The 14,546-nt window shown below is 73.1% G+C and carries 15 protein-coding genes; 9 read left to right on the top strand and 6 right to left on the bottom strand.

Annotated features, from left to right (window positions below):
• Window positions 1–11: 11 nt before the first annotated feature.
• The 5 genes from AB0637_RS09190 to AB0637_RS09210 form a co-directional block, all read right to left on the bottom strand.
• Window positions 12–1,325: an NtaA/DmoA family FMN-dependent monooxygenase gene (locus tag AB0637_RS09190; RefSeq protein ID WP_366171521.1), complete on the bottom strand. Its 1,314-nt coding sequence runs from the start codon at window positions 1,323–1,325 to the stop codon at window positions 12–14.
• The gene (locus AB0637_RS09195) at window positions 1,322–2,986 is read right to left on the bottom strand and encodes an ABC transporter substrate-binding protein (protein WP_366171523.1); all 1,665 of its coding nucleotides are present in this window, start codon (window positions 2,984–2,986) and stop codon (window positions 1,322–1,324) included. The genes AB0637_RS09190 and AB0637_RS09195 overlap by 4 nt, the downstream gene beginning before the upstream one ends.
• Window positions 2,987–3,103: 117 nt before the next feature.
• Window positions 3,104–4,009 carry an ABC transporter permease gene (locus AB0637_RS09200; RefSeq protein ID WP_366171525.1) on the bottom strand — a complete coding sequence of 302 codons (906 nt, stop codon included), beginning with the start codon at window positions 4,007–4,009 and terminating at the stop codon, window positions 3,104–3,106.
• The gene (locus AB0637_RS09205) at window positions 4,006–5,049 is read right to left on the bottom strand and encodes an ABC transporter permease (protein ID WP_366171527.1); all 1,044 of its coding nucleotides are present in this window, start codon (window positions 5,047–5,049) and stop codon (window positions 4,006–4,008) included. The genes AB0637_RS09200 and AB0637_RS09205 overlap by 4 nt, the downstream gene beginning before the upstream one ends.
• Window positions 5,046–5,852 carry an ATP-binding cassette domain-containing protein gene (locus tag AB0637_RS09210; RefSeq protein ID WP_366171529.1) on the bottom strand — a complete coding sequence of 269 codons (807 nt, stop codon included), beginning with the start codon at window positions 5,850–5,852 and terminating at the stop codon, window positions 5,046–5,048. Before AB0637_RS09210 ends, AB0637_RS09205 begins: the two co-directional genes overlap by 4 nt.
• 354 nt (window positions 5,853–6,206) lie before the next feature.
• Between AB0637_RS09210 and AB0637_RS09215 the strand changes: the two genes are divergently transcribed.
• The 7 genes from AB0637_RS09215 to AB0637_RS09245 all read left to right on the top strand — a co-directional run bounded on the left by AB0637_RS09215 (window position 6,207) and on the right by AB0637_RS09245 (window position 11,772).
• Window positions 6,207–7,514 (top strand): NtaA/DmoA family FMN-dependent monooxygenase, encoded by a 1,308-nt coding sequence (locus AB0637_RS09215; RefSeq protein ID WP_366171531.1) that lies wholly within the window; start codon window positions 6,207–6,209, stop codon window positions 7,512–7,514.
• A 38-nt stretch (window positions 7,515–7,552) separates the two neighbouring features.
• A complete protein-coding gene (locus tag AB0637_RS09220; protein WP_366171533.1) occupies window positions 7,553–8,071 on the top strand; it encodes a riboflavin kinase in 519 nt (172 codons plus the stop codon).
• Window positions 8,068–8,379, top strand: coding sequence for a hypothetical protein (locus AB0637_RS09225; protein ID WP_366171535.1), 312 nt, complete (start codon window positions 8,068–8,070; stop codon window positions 8,377–8,379). Before AB0637_RS09220 ends, AB0637_RS09225 begins: the two co-directional genes overlap by 4 nt.
• Window positions 8,376–8,987, top strand: a complete 612-nt coding sequence (locus AB0637_RS09230) for a flavin reductase family protein (RefSeq protein ID WP_366171537.1) — start codon at window positions 8,376–8,378, stop codon at window positions 8,985–8,987. The genes AB0637_RS09225 and AB0637_RS09230 overlap by 4 nt, the downstream gene beginning before the upstream one ends.
• Window positions 8,984–9,538 (top strand): NAD(P)H-dependent oxidoreductase, encoded by a 555-nt coding sequence (locus AB0637_RS09235; RefSeq protein ID WP_366171539.1) that lies wholly within the window; start codon window positions 8,984–8,986, stop codon window positions 9,536–9,538. The genes AB0637_RS09230 and AB0637_RS09235 overlap by 4 nt, the downstream gene beginning before the upstream one ends.
• Before the next feature lie 96 nt (window positions 9,539–9,634).
• Complete coding sequence (locus AB0637_RS09240; protein ID WP_366171541.1) at window positions 9,635–10,555, top strand: helix-turn-helix transcriptional regulator; 921 nt, start codon at window positions 9,635–9,637, stop codon at window positions 10,553–10,555.
• A complete protein-coding gene (locus AB0637_RS09245) occupies window positions 10,552–11,772 on the top strand; it encodes a multidrug effflux MFS transporter (protein WP_366171543.1) in 1,221 nt (406 codons plus the stop codon). Before AB0637_RS09240 ends, AB0637_RS09245 begins: the two co-directional genes overlap by 4 nt.
• Window positions 11,773–11,820: 48 nt before the next feature.
• Here AB0637_RS09245 and AB0637_RS09250 read toward each other — a convergent pair whose 3' ends face one another.
• Entirely contained in the window at window positions 11,821–12,576 is a 756-nt protein-coding gene (locus AB0637_RS09250; RefSeq protein ID WP_366171677.1) for an SDR family NAD(P)-dependent oxidoreductase, read from the bottom strand.
• Window positions 12,577–12,701: 125 nt separating this feature from the next.
• On the opposite strand from AB0637_RS09250, the gene AB0637_RS09255 reads away from it, so the two are divergent.
• Window positions 12,702–13,289 carry a TetR family transcriptional regulator gene (locus tag AB0637_RS09255; protein ID WP_366171545.1) on the top strand — a complete coding sequence of 196 codons (588 nt, stop codon included), beginning with the start codon at window positions 12,702–12,704 and terminating at the stop codon, window positions 13,287–13,289.
• Window positions 13,290–13,421: 132 nt separating this feature from the next.
• Complete coding sequence (locus AB0637_RS09260; RefSeq protein WP_366171547.1) at window positions 13,422–14,540, top strand: ABC transporter substrate-binding protein; 1,119 nt, start codon at window positions 13,422–13,424, stop codon at window positions 14,538–14,540.
• The last annotated feature ends 6 nt before the right edge of the window (window positions 14,541–14,546 follow it).

Consider the following 14,546-nt stretch of genomic DNA (forward strand, 5'->3'; position numbering starts at 1 on the left):
GAGTGGCCTTCCTAGAACTCGAGGAGGTTGTCGCGCAGCTGCGTGCTGCTGAACCCGGTGCGGACGAGGCCGCGGCGTTGCAGGGCGGGGACCAGGCCGTCGCAGACCTCGGTGACGTACTGCCGGGTCGGGGGCTGGCTCCACAGCATGAAACCGTCGCCGCCGACCTCCTCCGCGATCGCGCCCATCTGGTCGGCGACGGAGTCGGGGGTGCCGACGAGTTCCACGGCCTCGGTGCGGTAGGCCTCCACCGCCTGGCGCAGGGTGCGGTCCCCGGCCCAGGTGCGGAACGTCTCCAGCGTCGACTGGTGCCCATTCGTCCGCGCGTCCGCCGGCAGGGGTTCGTCGAGGTCGAAGCGCGAGAAGTCGATCTCCATGCTGCCCGACCAGCCGATGAGCTGACCCGTCGGGTCGTCCCGCACAGCCTGCCGGCGGCGCTCGAACCGCTCGGCGGCCTCGGCCTCGGTGGCGCCGAGGACCGGGGAGACGATGAACATGACCTTGACGTCGTCGGGGTCGCGACCGAACGCCTCGGCCCGCGCCCGGATGTCGTCCCGGTAGGCCTTCATCGCGGGCACGCCCTTGGGCAGCGCCATGACGAGGTCCGCCGTGCGGGCCGCGAGGTCACGGCCCTTCGGCGACCCGCCCGCCTGGCTGACGAGGGGCCGGCCCTGCGGTGCGGGCAGCGTGTTGAGGGGTCCGCGGGACCGGTGGTAGCGGCCCTCGAAGTGCACGGGGTGGACCTTCTCGTGGTCGACGTACACCCCGGTCTCGCGGTCCATGACGAGGGCGTCCGGTTCCCAGGACGACCAGAGGCGGTCGACGAGGTCGATGAACTCCTCGGCCCGCTCGTAGCGCTCGTCGTGCTGCGGCAGCCCGTCGAGGCCGAAGTTCTGCGCGGCGCGGTCCTCGCTGGAGGTCACGACGTTCCAGCCGGCCCGGCCGCCGGAGAGGTGGTCGAGGGTGCTGAACGCCCGGGCGAGCACGTAGGGCGGGTAGAAGCTCGTGGAGGCCGTCACCGAGATGCCGAGGTGCTCGGTGGCCTCGGTGAGCAGGGGCGCCAGCGCGAGCGGGTCGCCCTTGGGGGCCCAGACGCCGCGGGCCAGCGTCGCCTCGGACGTCCCGCCGTAGGTGTCGGACACCATGGAGGAGTCCTCCAGCAGGAGCACGTCGAAGCAGGCCCGGTCCAGCGCCCGCGCCAGGTCCACGTGGAAGGTGCCGTCCAGCCACTCGCGGTGGCTCGCCTCCGTGCCCTCGAAGGGCTGGTTCCAGCCGTGCGGGACGAAGGCGCCGAACCACCCGAGGTGGAACCTGTCCGCCGTCACGACCGCTCCAGGTGGGAGTAGTCGATGCGGAAGTCGGTGCGCTGGGCGAAGCCCTCGACGTCGGCGCGCAGGACGGCGGCGGGCTTGATCCGGGCGATCATGACGTAGGGCGCCTGCTGGACCATCCGGAGTTCCGCGGCTTGCCAGTGCTCCATGGCCTCCGGGCTCAGGGCGTCCCCGGCGTCGAGCCCGGCCTGCACCTCGGCGAGGAAGGGCGGGTCGTTCCACAGCGCGGTGTTGGAACCGCCGCCGGGCTGGGTGAGGAGCTGGAGCATGTAGGGCGGGGTCATCGTGACGGACGACCCGACGCTGAGGGAGGCCTGCAGCTTGCCCTCGAGGCTGTCCTGGTTGAGCTGGGCCGCCGGCAGTTCGCGGATCTCGACGGTGATGCCGGCGTCGGCCATCGCGGACTGGACCTGGATCGCCGTGTCCTGCACGGACGGCATCTGGTTGTTGACGCTGAGGGTGAAGGACAGGTTGCTCACGCCCGCCGCCGCGAGCAGCGACTTCGCGTGCGCAGGGTCGTAGGTGAACTCCGGGAGTGCGCTCGCGTCGTACCCGGGGGCGGTGTCGTCCAGGACGTGGGTGTACGCGTAGGCACGGTCGGAGTAGACGTCGGAGATGATCTTGCCGTACGGCACGGCGAAGGCCATGGCGTAGCGGACGGCGGGGTTGTCGAAGGGGGCCCGCGTCGTGTTCATCGCCATGAGCAGGAAGGAGTTCGTCCGGGTGTCGGGGACGAACACCCCGCTGTCGGACTCCAGCGCCTTCTGGTCCGACGGCCGCAGGCCGAGGGCCACGTCCGCGTCCCCGCTGCGCACCATGTTGGCGCGGGTGGCGGCGTCCTCGACGAGGCGGCGCGTCATGCGGGTGATGGCGGGGGCGCCGAGCACGAAGTCGGGGTTGGAGACCATGACGATCTCCTGGCCGGGGGTGACCGACTCGAGCTTGTACGCACCGAACCCGACGTTCCCCCGGAGCATGTCCTGCACGCCCCACTGCACGGCGTAGGGGTCCGCGGGCGTCGCGTGCTGCTTGAGGTACGTGCTGTCGTAGATGGAGCCGATGTTCTCGGCGAGGTTGGCCAGCAGCGTCAGCCCGTAACCGGCCTTCTCCACGGTGAACGTCACGGTGTGGTCGTCGACCTTGGTGATCTGCTGCGCCGGGTCGGTGAGCATGGGCTTGTAGTAGCCCGCCATGCCGCCGCCGGGGGTGGCGAACTTGCGCTCGAAGGACCAGAGGACGTCGTCGGCGGTGAGCTCGTTGCCCTGCTGGCTCTTGACGCCCTGCTTGAGGTGGAACGTGAACGTCAGGCCGTCGGGGCTCGTCTCGTAGCTCTCGCAGAGGTAGGGGTCGAACGTGTAGAGGTCCTGGTTCTCGGCGTTGCCGTCCTCGACGTAGGGCTTGCGCAGGAGCTGGGCGTGCAGGTTGTTCGTGACGTCCTGGTTGTCCGTGCCCGCCGTGTAGCCGTAGTCGCGGACGACGTTCGACGCCTGGTCGGGCGTGACGACGACGAGCGTCGTGTTCTTCGCGCCGGTGTCGCCGGCGGGAGCCTCGTCGGCGCAGGCGCTCAGCCCGACGACGACGCCGCCGGCGGTCAGCAGGGCGAGCGCCTGGCGGCGGCTCGGGCCGGTGGCCGGGACGTGGCGCGCGGGGGGCATGGGGTCTCCTCGGGGAGTCGGTGGGGGGAGCGGCGGGGTGGAGCGCGGGCAGGGTGGAGCGCTCGACCGGCGGGGAACCGCCCGGTCGGGTCGGAAGGGTCGGGTGGGGAGGGTCGGTCAGCGGCTCAGGTCGGCCGCGAGTCGCCGGCCGAAGACGGCCACGGAGGCGACGGCGAGGCAGAGGGCGGCGGCGGGAGCTCCCGCGGCCCAGAACTTGCCGACGGCGGCGTCCCCGGCCCCCCGGGTGATCATCGCGCCCCACTCCGGGCTCGGCGGCGGCAGACCGACGCCGAGGAACCCGAGGGCCGCGGTGAGGATGATCGTCACCCCGAACAGGACGGGGGCGTTCTGCAGCGCCGGGGTGGTCGCGTTCGGCAGCACGTGCCGCAGGACGAGCCGGACCTCGCTGAGACCGGCCTGCCGCGCCGCGTCGAGGTAGGCGTCGTGCCGCACCCGCAGCACCTCGGTGCGGACGAGACGGGCCTGCAGCGGCGCGAGGATGACCGAGAGGGTCACGACCATCGTCGGGGTGCTGGTCCCGAAGAACGAGACCACGACGAGGGCGACGATGACGGTGGGGACGGCCTCGAGGAGGTCCATCCCCCGGGTCGCCGCCCGGGCGGCCGCGCCCCGCAGTCCGCCGTGCTCCTCGTTCATCCCGACGACGAGGCCCACGAGCGCCCCGACGGCTGTGGCGAGCAGGGTCGCGAGGGTCGCGATGACGACGTCGACGCGGGCGCCGGCCAGGGTGCGCGAGAAGACGTCGAGACCGGCGTTGTCTGTGCCGAGCAGGAACTCACCCCCCGGGGGCAGGGACGGGGTCCCGACGACGCGGGTGGGGTCGTGCGGGGTGATCCAGGGTCCGACCACCGCGAGCAGGACGAGCGCGAGGACGGGGACCGCGGCCACGAGGGTCCCGGTGCGGATCCTGCGCCGGCGAGGGCTCAGGACCCCGGTGACCTCGGGGGCCGCGGGCTTGGAGCCGGTGTGGATGTCGGTGTCGGGAGTTCGGACGTCGCTCACGCGGACCTCACCTGTCGTCCCGGCTTGCGCCGGGGATCCAGCAGCATGTTGACGATGTCGACGAGCAGGAACACGACCATCGAGAGTGCGCCGATGACGAGCAGCGCACCCTGCAGCGCGACGAGGTCGGTGGTCCCCACCGCGTCGACGGCGTAGGTGCCCATCCCGCCGAGGCCGAAGAGGGACTCGAGGATGACGGCGCCCCCCACGAGGGAGCCGAAGACGTTGCCCGCCATGGTGACCACGGGGGGCAGGGCGCGGCGGTAGGCGGCGGCCCAGACGACGCGGCGGGGGGTTCCGACGGCGACGGCGAACTGGGTGGACAGCGCCGCCGTGCTGTCCTCCAGCGCCGACAGCAACTGCTTCAGCAGGACCGGGCACACCGAGACGACGAGGACCGCGATGGGCAGCAGCAGCCGCGAGGACATGGAGGAGACGACGAGGGTGTCGCCCCGCAGCACGGCGTCCAGCCAGGGGAAACCGGTGAGCGGCTCGGCGGCCGCGAGCCCCGGACGGGTGCGGCCCGTGGGGGCCGGCACGACGTGCAGGGTGGCGTAGAAGAGGAAGATCCCGAACACCGCCACGACGAACTCCGGGACGGCACCGGCCGCCTGGGAGTACCCGCGGACGAGGGTCGCCGCGAACGAGCGGGGCCGCGCGGTCACGACGGTCGACAGCAGCAGGGTCACGACGACGAGCCATGTGAAGGCCATGACGGCGAGTTCCAGCGTCCCGGGCAACCGGTCGGCGATGTCCGCCGTCACCGAGCGGCCCGTGGCGATCCCCTCGCCGAGGTCGAGGTGGACGAGGTGGCCGAGGTAGGTCCACAACTGCTCGGGCAGCGAGCCGTCGAGGCCGAGCCGTTGCCGGGTGGCCAGGTACTCCGCTTCGCTCGCCTCCGGCCCGACGACCTCGCGCGCCGGGTCGCCCGGGATGAGGCGGACGAGGAAGAACGTGGCGACGGCGAAGAGGAACAGGTGCAGCGGAAGGGCCAGCAGCCGGGTGAACCACCACCGCTGCCGGGTCGCCCAGCTCCTCACGAGGCCACCCCCAGCTGCGGTGTCCCGCCGTGCGCCAGCAGGAGGTGCCGCGTGTACTCGTGGCGCGGCGCCGTGACGACGTCCTCGACCGGGCCCTCCTCGACGACCTCGCCGCGGTGGACCACCGCCAGGGTGGTGGCGACGAACGCGGTGGCCGGCAGGCCGTGCGAGACGAACACCAGGCCGCAGCCGGCGCTGCGGCAGTAGTCCTTGAGGTGGTTCAGGACGCTGCCCTGCACCGAGACGTCCAGGGCGGACACCACCTCGTCGCAGACGAGGACGCGCGGTTCGACGACGAGGGCCCGGGCGATCGCGAACCGCTGCCGCTGGCCGCCGGAGACCTGTCGCGGGCGGCGGTCGGCCAGGGCGGGGTCGACCTCGAGGGACGTGAGGACCTCGTCGACCCGCCGGTCGGCGGCCGCGCGTCCCAGGCCGTGGAGGCGTTCGAGGGGTTGGCGGACGGAGTCGCGCAGGGACCGCCGGGGGTCGAAGGAGGAACTCGTGTCCTGGGCGACGTACTGGACCGTCCGCCGGAACGCCGTGCGCCCGGTCCGGGTGCTCAGCAGGTGCGCGACGGGCTGGCCGTCGAGCAGGACGCGGCCACTGGAGGGGGGTTCCAGACCGGCGAGCATGCGCGACAGGGTCGACTTGCCCGATCCGCTCTCCCCGACGATCCCCAGTGCGGTGTCCGGCCGGATGCGCAGGTCGATCCCCGCGACCGCCGTGGGGGCCCCGCGACGGTAGGACTTCGTGACCCGCTCGGCGGACAGCTCGGTGAAGGGGCTCGACTGGACGTGGGGCATGGCACCTCCCGGGGTGCGCCGGTGGAAGAGGGGTGCAGGACGGCTCGGGCCGGTCGACTGCGTGGCCGTCAGGTTGTCGGTGCGGCGTTACCGCTCCGCGTCGAACCGGTTAACCTCGTGTTTCGCCACCCGTCACCGCAGGTCAGGGGCCTGCAGCGGCCAACAACGCCGGTCCGGGTTCGAGCCGCGACGGTCGTCGGCGGCGTTGTCCCGCCGGATCCGTTGCCGTGCAACGCGTCTGCTCTGGCGCAACACCACGTTCACAAATCCGACGCCTGTCGGAAACAACTCGTTCCCAGAATCAAGGGGACCGGTGACCACAACGACGCCGACAACCCGGAACGAGGGACGACGATGAGCGCGCCACGCAGGATGCACCTGGGGTGGTTCATGAACTTCACCCGGCCGGCGTGGACGACGCCCTGGGTGAGCGACGCCGAGGCCCGCGAGTGGACCGACGGGGAGTACCACGTCGACTGGATCCGGGCCATGGAGCGGGCGAAGCTCGACTTCATGATGCTGGAGGACTCCTCCATGGTCTCCGACGGTTTCCGCGGAACCATGGACGCCGACCTCAAGCACTCGCTCTACGCCCCCAAGCACGACCCGCTCGCGCTCGCCCCCGTCCTGGCCCGCGAGACCCGGAACATCGGGATCGTCGTCACGGCCTCGACGTCGTTCTACCCACCGTTCCTGCTCGCGCGGTCGATGTCCACCATCGACCACCTCTCTCGCGGTCGGATCGGCTGGAACATCGTCACCTCCTCGGAGGACCGGGCCGCGCAGAACTTCGGCCTCGACACCCTCTACGAGCACGACGCCCGCTACGACCGTGCCGACGAGTTCGTCGAGGTCGTCGAAGGTCTGTGGGGTTCCTGGAAGCCCGGCGCCCTCGTCGCCGACCGCGCCACCGGGACCTACGTCGACGCCTCGCGCGTGGCGCCCATCCACCACGAGGGCCGGTTCTACAAGGTCCGCGGCCCCCTGAACACCCTGCCCTCCCCCCAGGGCCGGCCGGTCTACCTGCAGGCCGGGGGGTCCCCCCGCGGCCGGGAGTTCGCCGCCCGCCACGCCGACGCCGTCATCTGTGCGGCACAGGGCGTCCCGGCGATGCGGGAGTTCCGCGACGACGTCCGCACCCGCGCCAAGGCGTACGGCCGCGACCCGGACGACGTCAAGGTCATGTTCATCACCCTGCCGGTCGTGGCGGCCTCCCGCCGCGAGGCGCAGCAGCTGTTCGAGGAGATGCAGAACCCCAGCGAGACCGCGGTCGAGATCTCCCTCGGCCACATGGGCGCCCTCACCGAGATCGACTTCTCCACCGTCGACCCCGACGCCCCGCTGGGGGACCTGCAGACCAACGGCCACCGCACGACGCTCGAGAAGTTCACCGGGCTCGGCGGGACGCTGCGCGAGGCGACGGGCCGCTGGGCCACCCGCTACACGAACCCGGCCTTCGTCGGGACCCCCGACGAGGTCGCCGCCGCCATGGCCGAGGAGTTCGACGAGGTCGGGGGCGACGGGTACCTCATCACCGGTGGGGGCAGCCGGCGCGCGATCGCCGAACTCACCGACGGCCTCGTCGGGTCCCTCTCGGACCTGGGCCGGGTGCGCCGCACGTACGAGCACGACCTGTTCCGCGACAACCTCCTGGCCTTCTGACCCACCCGTCAGCTGCACCCACTCCCCGAGGAGTCCGCATGCCCACCCGACCGAGCCCGTCCACCACGACCGCCCCCGCACCCGCGGACCTGCAGCTGCCCACCCCCCGGGGTGTCGACGTCGTGCTGCGCGTCGAGGGCGTCGTCGAGCACGGCGACGAACGCGGCCGCCTCCTCGGTTTCCCCACCGCGAACGTGGCCGTCCCCCCGCACGGTCTGCGCGACGGGGTCTGGGCCGGCACCGTGCGCATCGGCGGTGGCGGCGGACGCCACGGCGGCACCGTGCACGTCGCGGCCGTCAGCGTCGGGCACCGCCCGACGTACTACGGCAAGGACGGCGAACGTCTGCTCGAGGCCAACCTCCTCGACTTCGCCGGCGACCTCTACGGGCTCAGCGTCCGGATCGACCTCCACGCCCGACTGCGCCCGCAGCGGCGCTACCCCGGGTCCGAGGAACTCGTCGCGCAGCTGCGCCAGGACGTGGCCGACACCCGGCGGTGGGCCGTGGACGCGGGCCTCGGGCACCTCCTGGCCGACGGTCCGGCAACCGGACGGTGACGAGCCCCACCACCCGGCACGCCGGCCGGCGCCACCCCGTCGGCGCCTCCCGGCACCGGCGGACCACCGGCCCCGAGGCGTCGTCGCAGGACCCGCAGCAAAGGTGGCGACACCGGGCCGCCCGACGCGCGCTCCTGGTCCGGCAGGCGGTCCAGGACCTCGGCCGGGCCGGCGACCTCACGCACGAGGCCGTCGCCGCCCGCACCGGACTGCCCCTCGGTCAGCTCCGGTGGGCCTACCCCACCGTCGTCGACCTGGCCCACGCCGGCACCGAAACCCACCCCCTCCAGAGGAGTTCCGACCGATGACCGACACCACGACCGACACCACGACCGGCACCACCGGGCTCACCGTGGTGACCGACCCGACCGGTGCCGTCCCGATGACGCCCGTCGCCGCCGACCCGATGGCGCTGCGCACGACGTCGGCCCTGTTCCCCTCCGGCGTCGCGGCCCTGTCCGCCGTCGTGGAGGGCGAGGACGGTCCCGAACCCGTCGTCCTCGTCGCCTCCTCCTTCCAGGTCGGCATCTCCCTCGACCCGCCCCTGGTGCTGTTCGCCGTGCAGCACACGTCGACGAGCTGGCCGAAGCTGCGAGCGGCCGTGCAGGCCGGCGGGAAGCTGGGGGTCTCGGTGCTCGGCGAGGCGCACGACGTGGCAGCCCGCACGCTGGCCTCCCGCGCGTTGCGCGCGGCCGAGCGGTTCGACGGCCTGGACACCACGACGCTGCCGTCCGGCGCCCACTTCGTCCACGGGGCCCCGGTGTGGCTGGAGTGCAGCATCCACTCCGAGGTGCCGGCCGGGGACCACGACGTCGTCCTGCTGGAGGTCCACTCCCTCGGCGGGGTCCCCGAGACCGAGCCGCTCGTGTGGCACTCCTCCGGGTTCCGCACCCTCACCCCCAAGGCCGACGCGTGACCGCACTCCGCACCGTCGTCGTCGTCGGCAACCCCAAACCGGCCTCCAGGACGCTGACCGCCGCCCGCACCGCCGCCGAACTCCTCGCCCAAGGCCCCGTCGACCACGTCCTGGACGTCACCACCCTGGGCCCCGGACTCCTCGGCTGGGGCGACCCCACCGTCCAGCAAGCCGTCACCGACGTCGCCACCGCCGACCTCCTCGTCGTCGCCTCCCCCACCTACAAGGCCACCTACACCGGACTGCTCAAACTCTTCCTCGACCAGTTCGCCGGCGGCGAAGGCCTGCGCGGCGTCACCGCCGTCCCCCTCATGCTCGGCGCCGCCCCCACCCACGCCCTGGCCCCCGACCTCCTCCTCAAACCCGTCCTGGCCGAACTCGGCGCCGCCTGCCCCGCCCCCGGGCTCTACCTCATCGACAAGGACGCCGAAGCCCACGGCGCCGACACCCCCGCCCTGGCGGCGTACGCCGAACGCTGGGGCGCCACGCTGCGGGCCAGCGCGTCCACTCGGGCGGGAACCCCGGTCCCCGTCGGGGCCGTGCCGTCCTGACGCGTGCCGACAGGGTGCCCTGCTGAGGGGTGCACTCCTGGTGCACCTCTCAGCGGTGACTTCCTCACGCTCTGGTCTGCGCCTAGCGTCGTCGTCGTGGACAACCGCGACGAGGTCAGGGACTTCCTCACCACCCGCCGGGCCAAGCTGACGCCGGCCGCCGCCGGGCTCCCGGACGTCGGGCGGCGCCGTGTGCCCGGCCTGCGCCGGGCCGAGGCGGCCGCGCTGGCCGGCATCAGCGTCGAGTACTACGCCAAGCTCGAACGGGGTGCGCTGGCGGGGGTCTCGGCCTCGGTGCTGGAGTCCCTCGCCCGCGCGCTGCGGCTGGACGAGGCCGAACGCACCCACCTCTTCGACCTGGCCAGCGCCGCCGACGGGACGAGCGCCCTGGCCCGGCCCCGTCGTCGTTCCACCGCCCGCTGGTCGCCGCGGCCGGCGCTGCAGTGGGCCCTCGACGCGTTCGGCGCGGGACCGGCCATCGTCCGCAACGGACGCATGGACCTGCTGGCCACCAACACCCTCGGCTGGGCGATGCACTCCTCGGTGTACGCCTCGCTGGAGGCCGCCGGGGGCGGGAACCACCCCAACTTCGCCCGGTACACGTTCCTGGACCCCGACTCCCGCCGGTTCTACCCCGACTGGGCGACCGCGGCGGCCACCTGCGTCTCGATCCTGCGCACCGAGGCCGGTCGGGACCTGCACGACAAGGGCATGCACGACCTCGTCGGGGAACTGTCCACCCGCAGCGAGGAGTTCCGCGCCCTGTGGACGTCCCACGACGTCCGCCTGCACGGCGCGGGCACCAAGCACTTCCACCACACCGCGGTCGGTGACCTGGTCCTGGCCTACGAGTCGTTGGAGATGGTCGCCGAACCCGGCCTGACCCTCACCCTCTACGCCGCCGAACCGGCCAGCCCCACGGCGCAGGCCCTCACCCTGCTGTCGGCCTGGGCCGCCACCGAGCGCCCGACCACCCCCTCGACGGCCGACGACACCGAGCGGAGCCCCGCCCCGTGACCAGCCCCACCACGACGACGCAGGGTTCCCCGACCGCGCGGCCGGTCTCGGCCGCGCTGATCGGTGCGGTCGTGCTGCTGACGGGGATCGCCCCGCTGGCCACCGACATGTACGTCCCGGCCTTCCCCGACGTCGCCCGCGACCTGGGCACCTCGGCCACGGCGGTGCAGCTGACCCTCACCACGTTCTTCACCGGCATGGCCCTGGGGCAGTTGGTCGGTGGGCCGTTCTCGGACCAGCGGGGCCGGCGCGCGCCGCTGCTCGCGGCCGTCGCCGTCGTCCTGCTGGCCTCCGTGGCGTGCGCGATCGCGCCGTCGATTACCGCCATGGGTGCGGCCCGCTTCGTGCAGGGTTTCGCCGGCGGCTGGGCCATGGTCATCGGCCGCGCCGTCGTCGTCGACCTGGCCAGCGGTCCGCAACTGGTCCGCTCCCTCAACCTCGTCCAGGGCGTCGGCGGCATCGCCCCCGTCGTCGCGCCGCTGCTGGGCGGGGTCGTCCTGCAGCTGTCGAACTGGCGGGCCCCGTTCTGGGTGATCGCCGTCATCACCGCCGTCACCGCCGTCGTCGTCTGGTGCGTCGTCCCGGAGTCCCTGCCGGTGGAGCGCCGGCACGCCGGGGGGCTGCGGGCCTTCGGGACCGCGGCGCGGCAGGTCCTGGGGAACCGGTCCTACGTGGGCTACCTGCTGGTGTGCTCGGCGATGATGGTCGCCCTGTTCGCCTACGTCGCGACGTCGGCGTTCGTGCTGCGGTCGATGAACGGGTTGTCACCCTTGGAGTACTCGGCCTCCTTCGCGACCAACGCGGGCGGCATGACCGTGGCCGCCCTGGTCTCGGCGCGCCTGGCCGGGAGGGTGGCGACCCGCGCGGTCATCGTCGTCGGCCAGGTCCTGGCGTTGGCCGCCGGGCTGGCCCTGCTGACCGGGGCGTTGTTCTGGGGCACCCCGCTCCTGCTCGCCCTCGTCTGCTTCTTCCTGCTCATGGTCGCCATCGGGTTGACCATCGGGAACTCCGGCGCGCTGGCCAACGCCGCCGTGCCCGACCACCCGGGAACGGGTTCGGCGGTGCTGGGGATGGTGCAGTGGGGAACCGCCGGCGTCGCGGCACCGCTGGCCGGTCTGGGCGGGGAACACACGGCCGTGCCCGTCGCGGTCCTCGTGTCGCTGGGTGCCGCCGCCTCCCTCGCCGCCCTCGCCGTCGTGGCGCGGCACCCCGCCTGACCCCACCCCTCCACGCCGTGAGGGGACCTGGAGTTGGACCCCGACGCGTCAGACGGCCGACCACCCTCCGTCCGAGGGCAGCACGACCCCGTTGACGTTCACGGCGTCGTCGCTGAGCAGCCACGTGATGCTCGCGGCGAGCTGGTCGGCGGTGGCGGGCGCGGGCACGACCGTCTGGAGCACGGGGCCGACGCGGCGGGCCGCGAGCTCGGAGCGCACCGGCGCCTCGATGTTCGTCGCGACGGCCCCCGGGGCGACGGCGTTGGCGCGGATCCCCTGCGGCCCGTGGAAGAACGCGATGCTCTTGGTGAGGCCGTTCACGGCGTGCTTGGAGGCCGTGTACGCGACACCCGACGCCGACGCGCGCAGGCTGGCCTCGGAGGAGACGTTGACGATGGCGCCCTTCCCGACGGCCGTCATCGCGGGCAGGACCGCGCGGACCAGCCGCATCGGGGCGGTGAGGTTGACGGCGAGGACGCGGTCCCAGGTGGCGTCGTCGACCTCCGACGGGGGCAGGAACGCGTCCATGATCCCGGCGACGTTGGCGAGGGCGTCGATGCGCTCGCCCGCGGCCGCGACGACGGCGGACACCCCGGTCTCGCTCGTGACGTCGCCCACGACGGGCACGAGGTCGAGGGCGGGAAACTCCGCGACGAGGGCGTCGAGGCGTTCGGCCGAGACGTCGGCGGCGACGACCCGGGCACCCTCCCTCGCCAGGCGCAGGGCCGTGGCCCGGCCGATGCCGGAGCCGGCACCGGTGACGATCGCGGTGCGGCCCTCGAAGCGGCCGGGCACGGTGGGCAGGTCGGGGACAGCGGGAGACTGGGCGGGGAACTCGGCGGTGGAACGGGCGGGGGTGGACACGACGTCCTCCTTCGGACGGGATGGGAGCACCATTGAAGCACTCAGTGCATCAAACGGACCAGGGGGTGGAGCGGTCGCGTCCGCGGGGTCGCCCCCCGGCCACGTCGGCGTCCGCCATCGCCGCGACGGCGCTGCGCCTGTTCGCCGAGCGGGGGTACGAGGCGACGACGATGGACGACGTGGCGAAGGCCTGCGGCATCGCCCGGCGCACCCTGTTCAGCTACTACCCCTCCAAGGGCGCGATCGTCTGGGAGGGGCGTCCCGAGGCCACCGGGGCGATCGCGGCCGCCCTCGCCGCCGTCCCCGCCGCGACGCCCTGGCGCACCGCGCTCGTCGAGACCCTGCCCACCGCCCTGGTGTTCCCGGACGGGGACGAGGCGTTGCTGCGTGCGCGGCTGGCGCTCATCGCGGGGAACGCGGACCTGCAGTCGCACCTTTTCGTCGAGCAGTCCTCGTTCACGGACGGGCTCGTCGCCTTCGTCGCGGCCCGGGAACCCGGTGACGAGCTGGGCGCCGCGGTCGCCGCCCACACCACGCTGGCCGCCCTGTCCGCCGCCCTGCAGTGGTGGGCCACGACCGAGGGGCACGACCTGCGGGCGACGTTGCGCAGGGCGCTGACCCAGGTCCTCGCACCGGGTTCCCCAGCCTCCTGACGGCCCCCTGGCGGCACTCCCGGCGGAACCTGGGCACCCGACGTGTGAACTCCCCCGACCCCACGCCGTGTCCCGGGCGGAGACATCGCGACGACCGGCCGTGGTGCCCCGAACTGAGGTAGAGGTCCGCCCGTGACGTTCTCGCGTCGTGGGCTCCTGTCGTCCGGAGCCGTGGGAGCTGCCGGCCTGACCGTGGCGGCGGCCACCGGGGCGCAGGCCGCGCCCGGTGGTCCCCGCGAGGAGACGAAACCCCTGGAGCAGTTGCACCGGGAGGCCGTCGCGGAAGGCGGTCGCGTCGTCGTCTACGCCGGCGGGGACACCCCGACGCAGCAGGACGCGACGAAGACGGCGTTCGAGGCGGCGTTCCCGGGGGTGACGATGGACGTCGTCGTGGACTACAGCAAGTTCCACGACGTCCGCGTCGACCACCAGCTCGCCGCCCACCGCCTCGTCCCCGACGTCGTGCAACTGCAGACGCTGCAGGACTTCCCGCGCTGGAAGCAGCAGGGCGTCCTGCAGAACTACCGCCCCGCCGGGTTCTCGGAGGTGCACCCGGCTTTCGTCGACCCCGACGGCGCGTGGACGGGCGTGACGAGCCTGTCGTTCTCCCTCGCGTACGACAGCCGGCAGGTCGGGTCGAACGTTCCGCGCACCGCGACGGACCTGCTCGACCCGCGGTGGAAGGGCCGGATCGCCTCGACGTTCCCGAACGACGACGACGCCGTCCTGCACCTGTACGAACGGGCCGTGACCCGGCACGGGTGGGACTGGCTGGAACGCCTCGTCGCCCAGGACGTGCACTGGGTCCGCGGGACGCAGTCGCCGGCGGACCAGGTCGCGGCCGGAACCAAGGCGCTGGCCTACGGCGTCGCCGTTCCGGTCGTGCCCTACCCCGGGCAGACGTCCCGGTTCGTCGTCCCCGCCCAGGACGAACCGTTCGTCTCGTGGGGACAGCGCGCGGCGCTGCTCAGGGGGGCGCACCGACCGGCCGCCGCCAAGCTCTACCTGAACTGGGCGATCTCGCTGCCCGTCCAGCAGGCGTCGTTCCAGTGGTCGGTCCGCACGGACGTGGAACCCCCGAAGGGTTTCCGGCGGATCTGGGAGTACCGCAACGCGGGCATCGCGAGCTTCGAGCAGTTCATGGCCGACCGGGCGCGCGTCGAACGGTTCCGCCAGCACCTGACGCTGATCGTCGGCGAGGTGTCCGGTCCGCCCTCGCCGGGCTGGTTGGGCCTGTACCCGGGCGCCTGATCCCCG

The sequence above is a fragment of the Kineococcus sp. NPDC059986 genome, from assembly GCF_040702905.1.
Lineage (GTDB): Bacteria > Actinomycetota > Actinomycetes > Actinomycetales > Kineococcaceae > Kineococcus.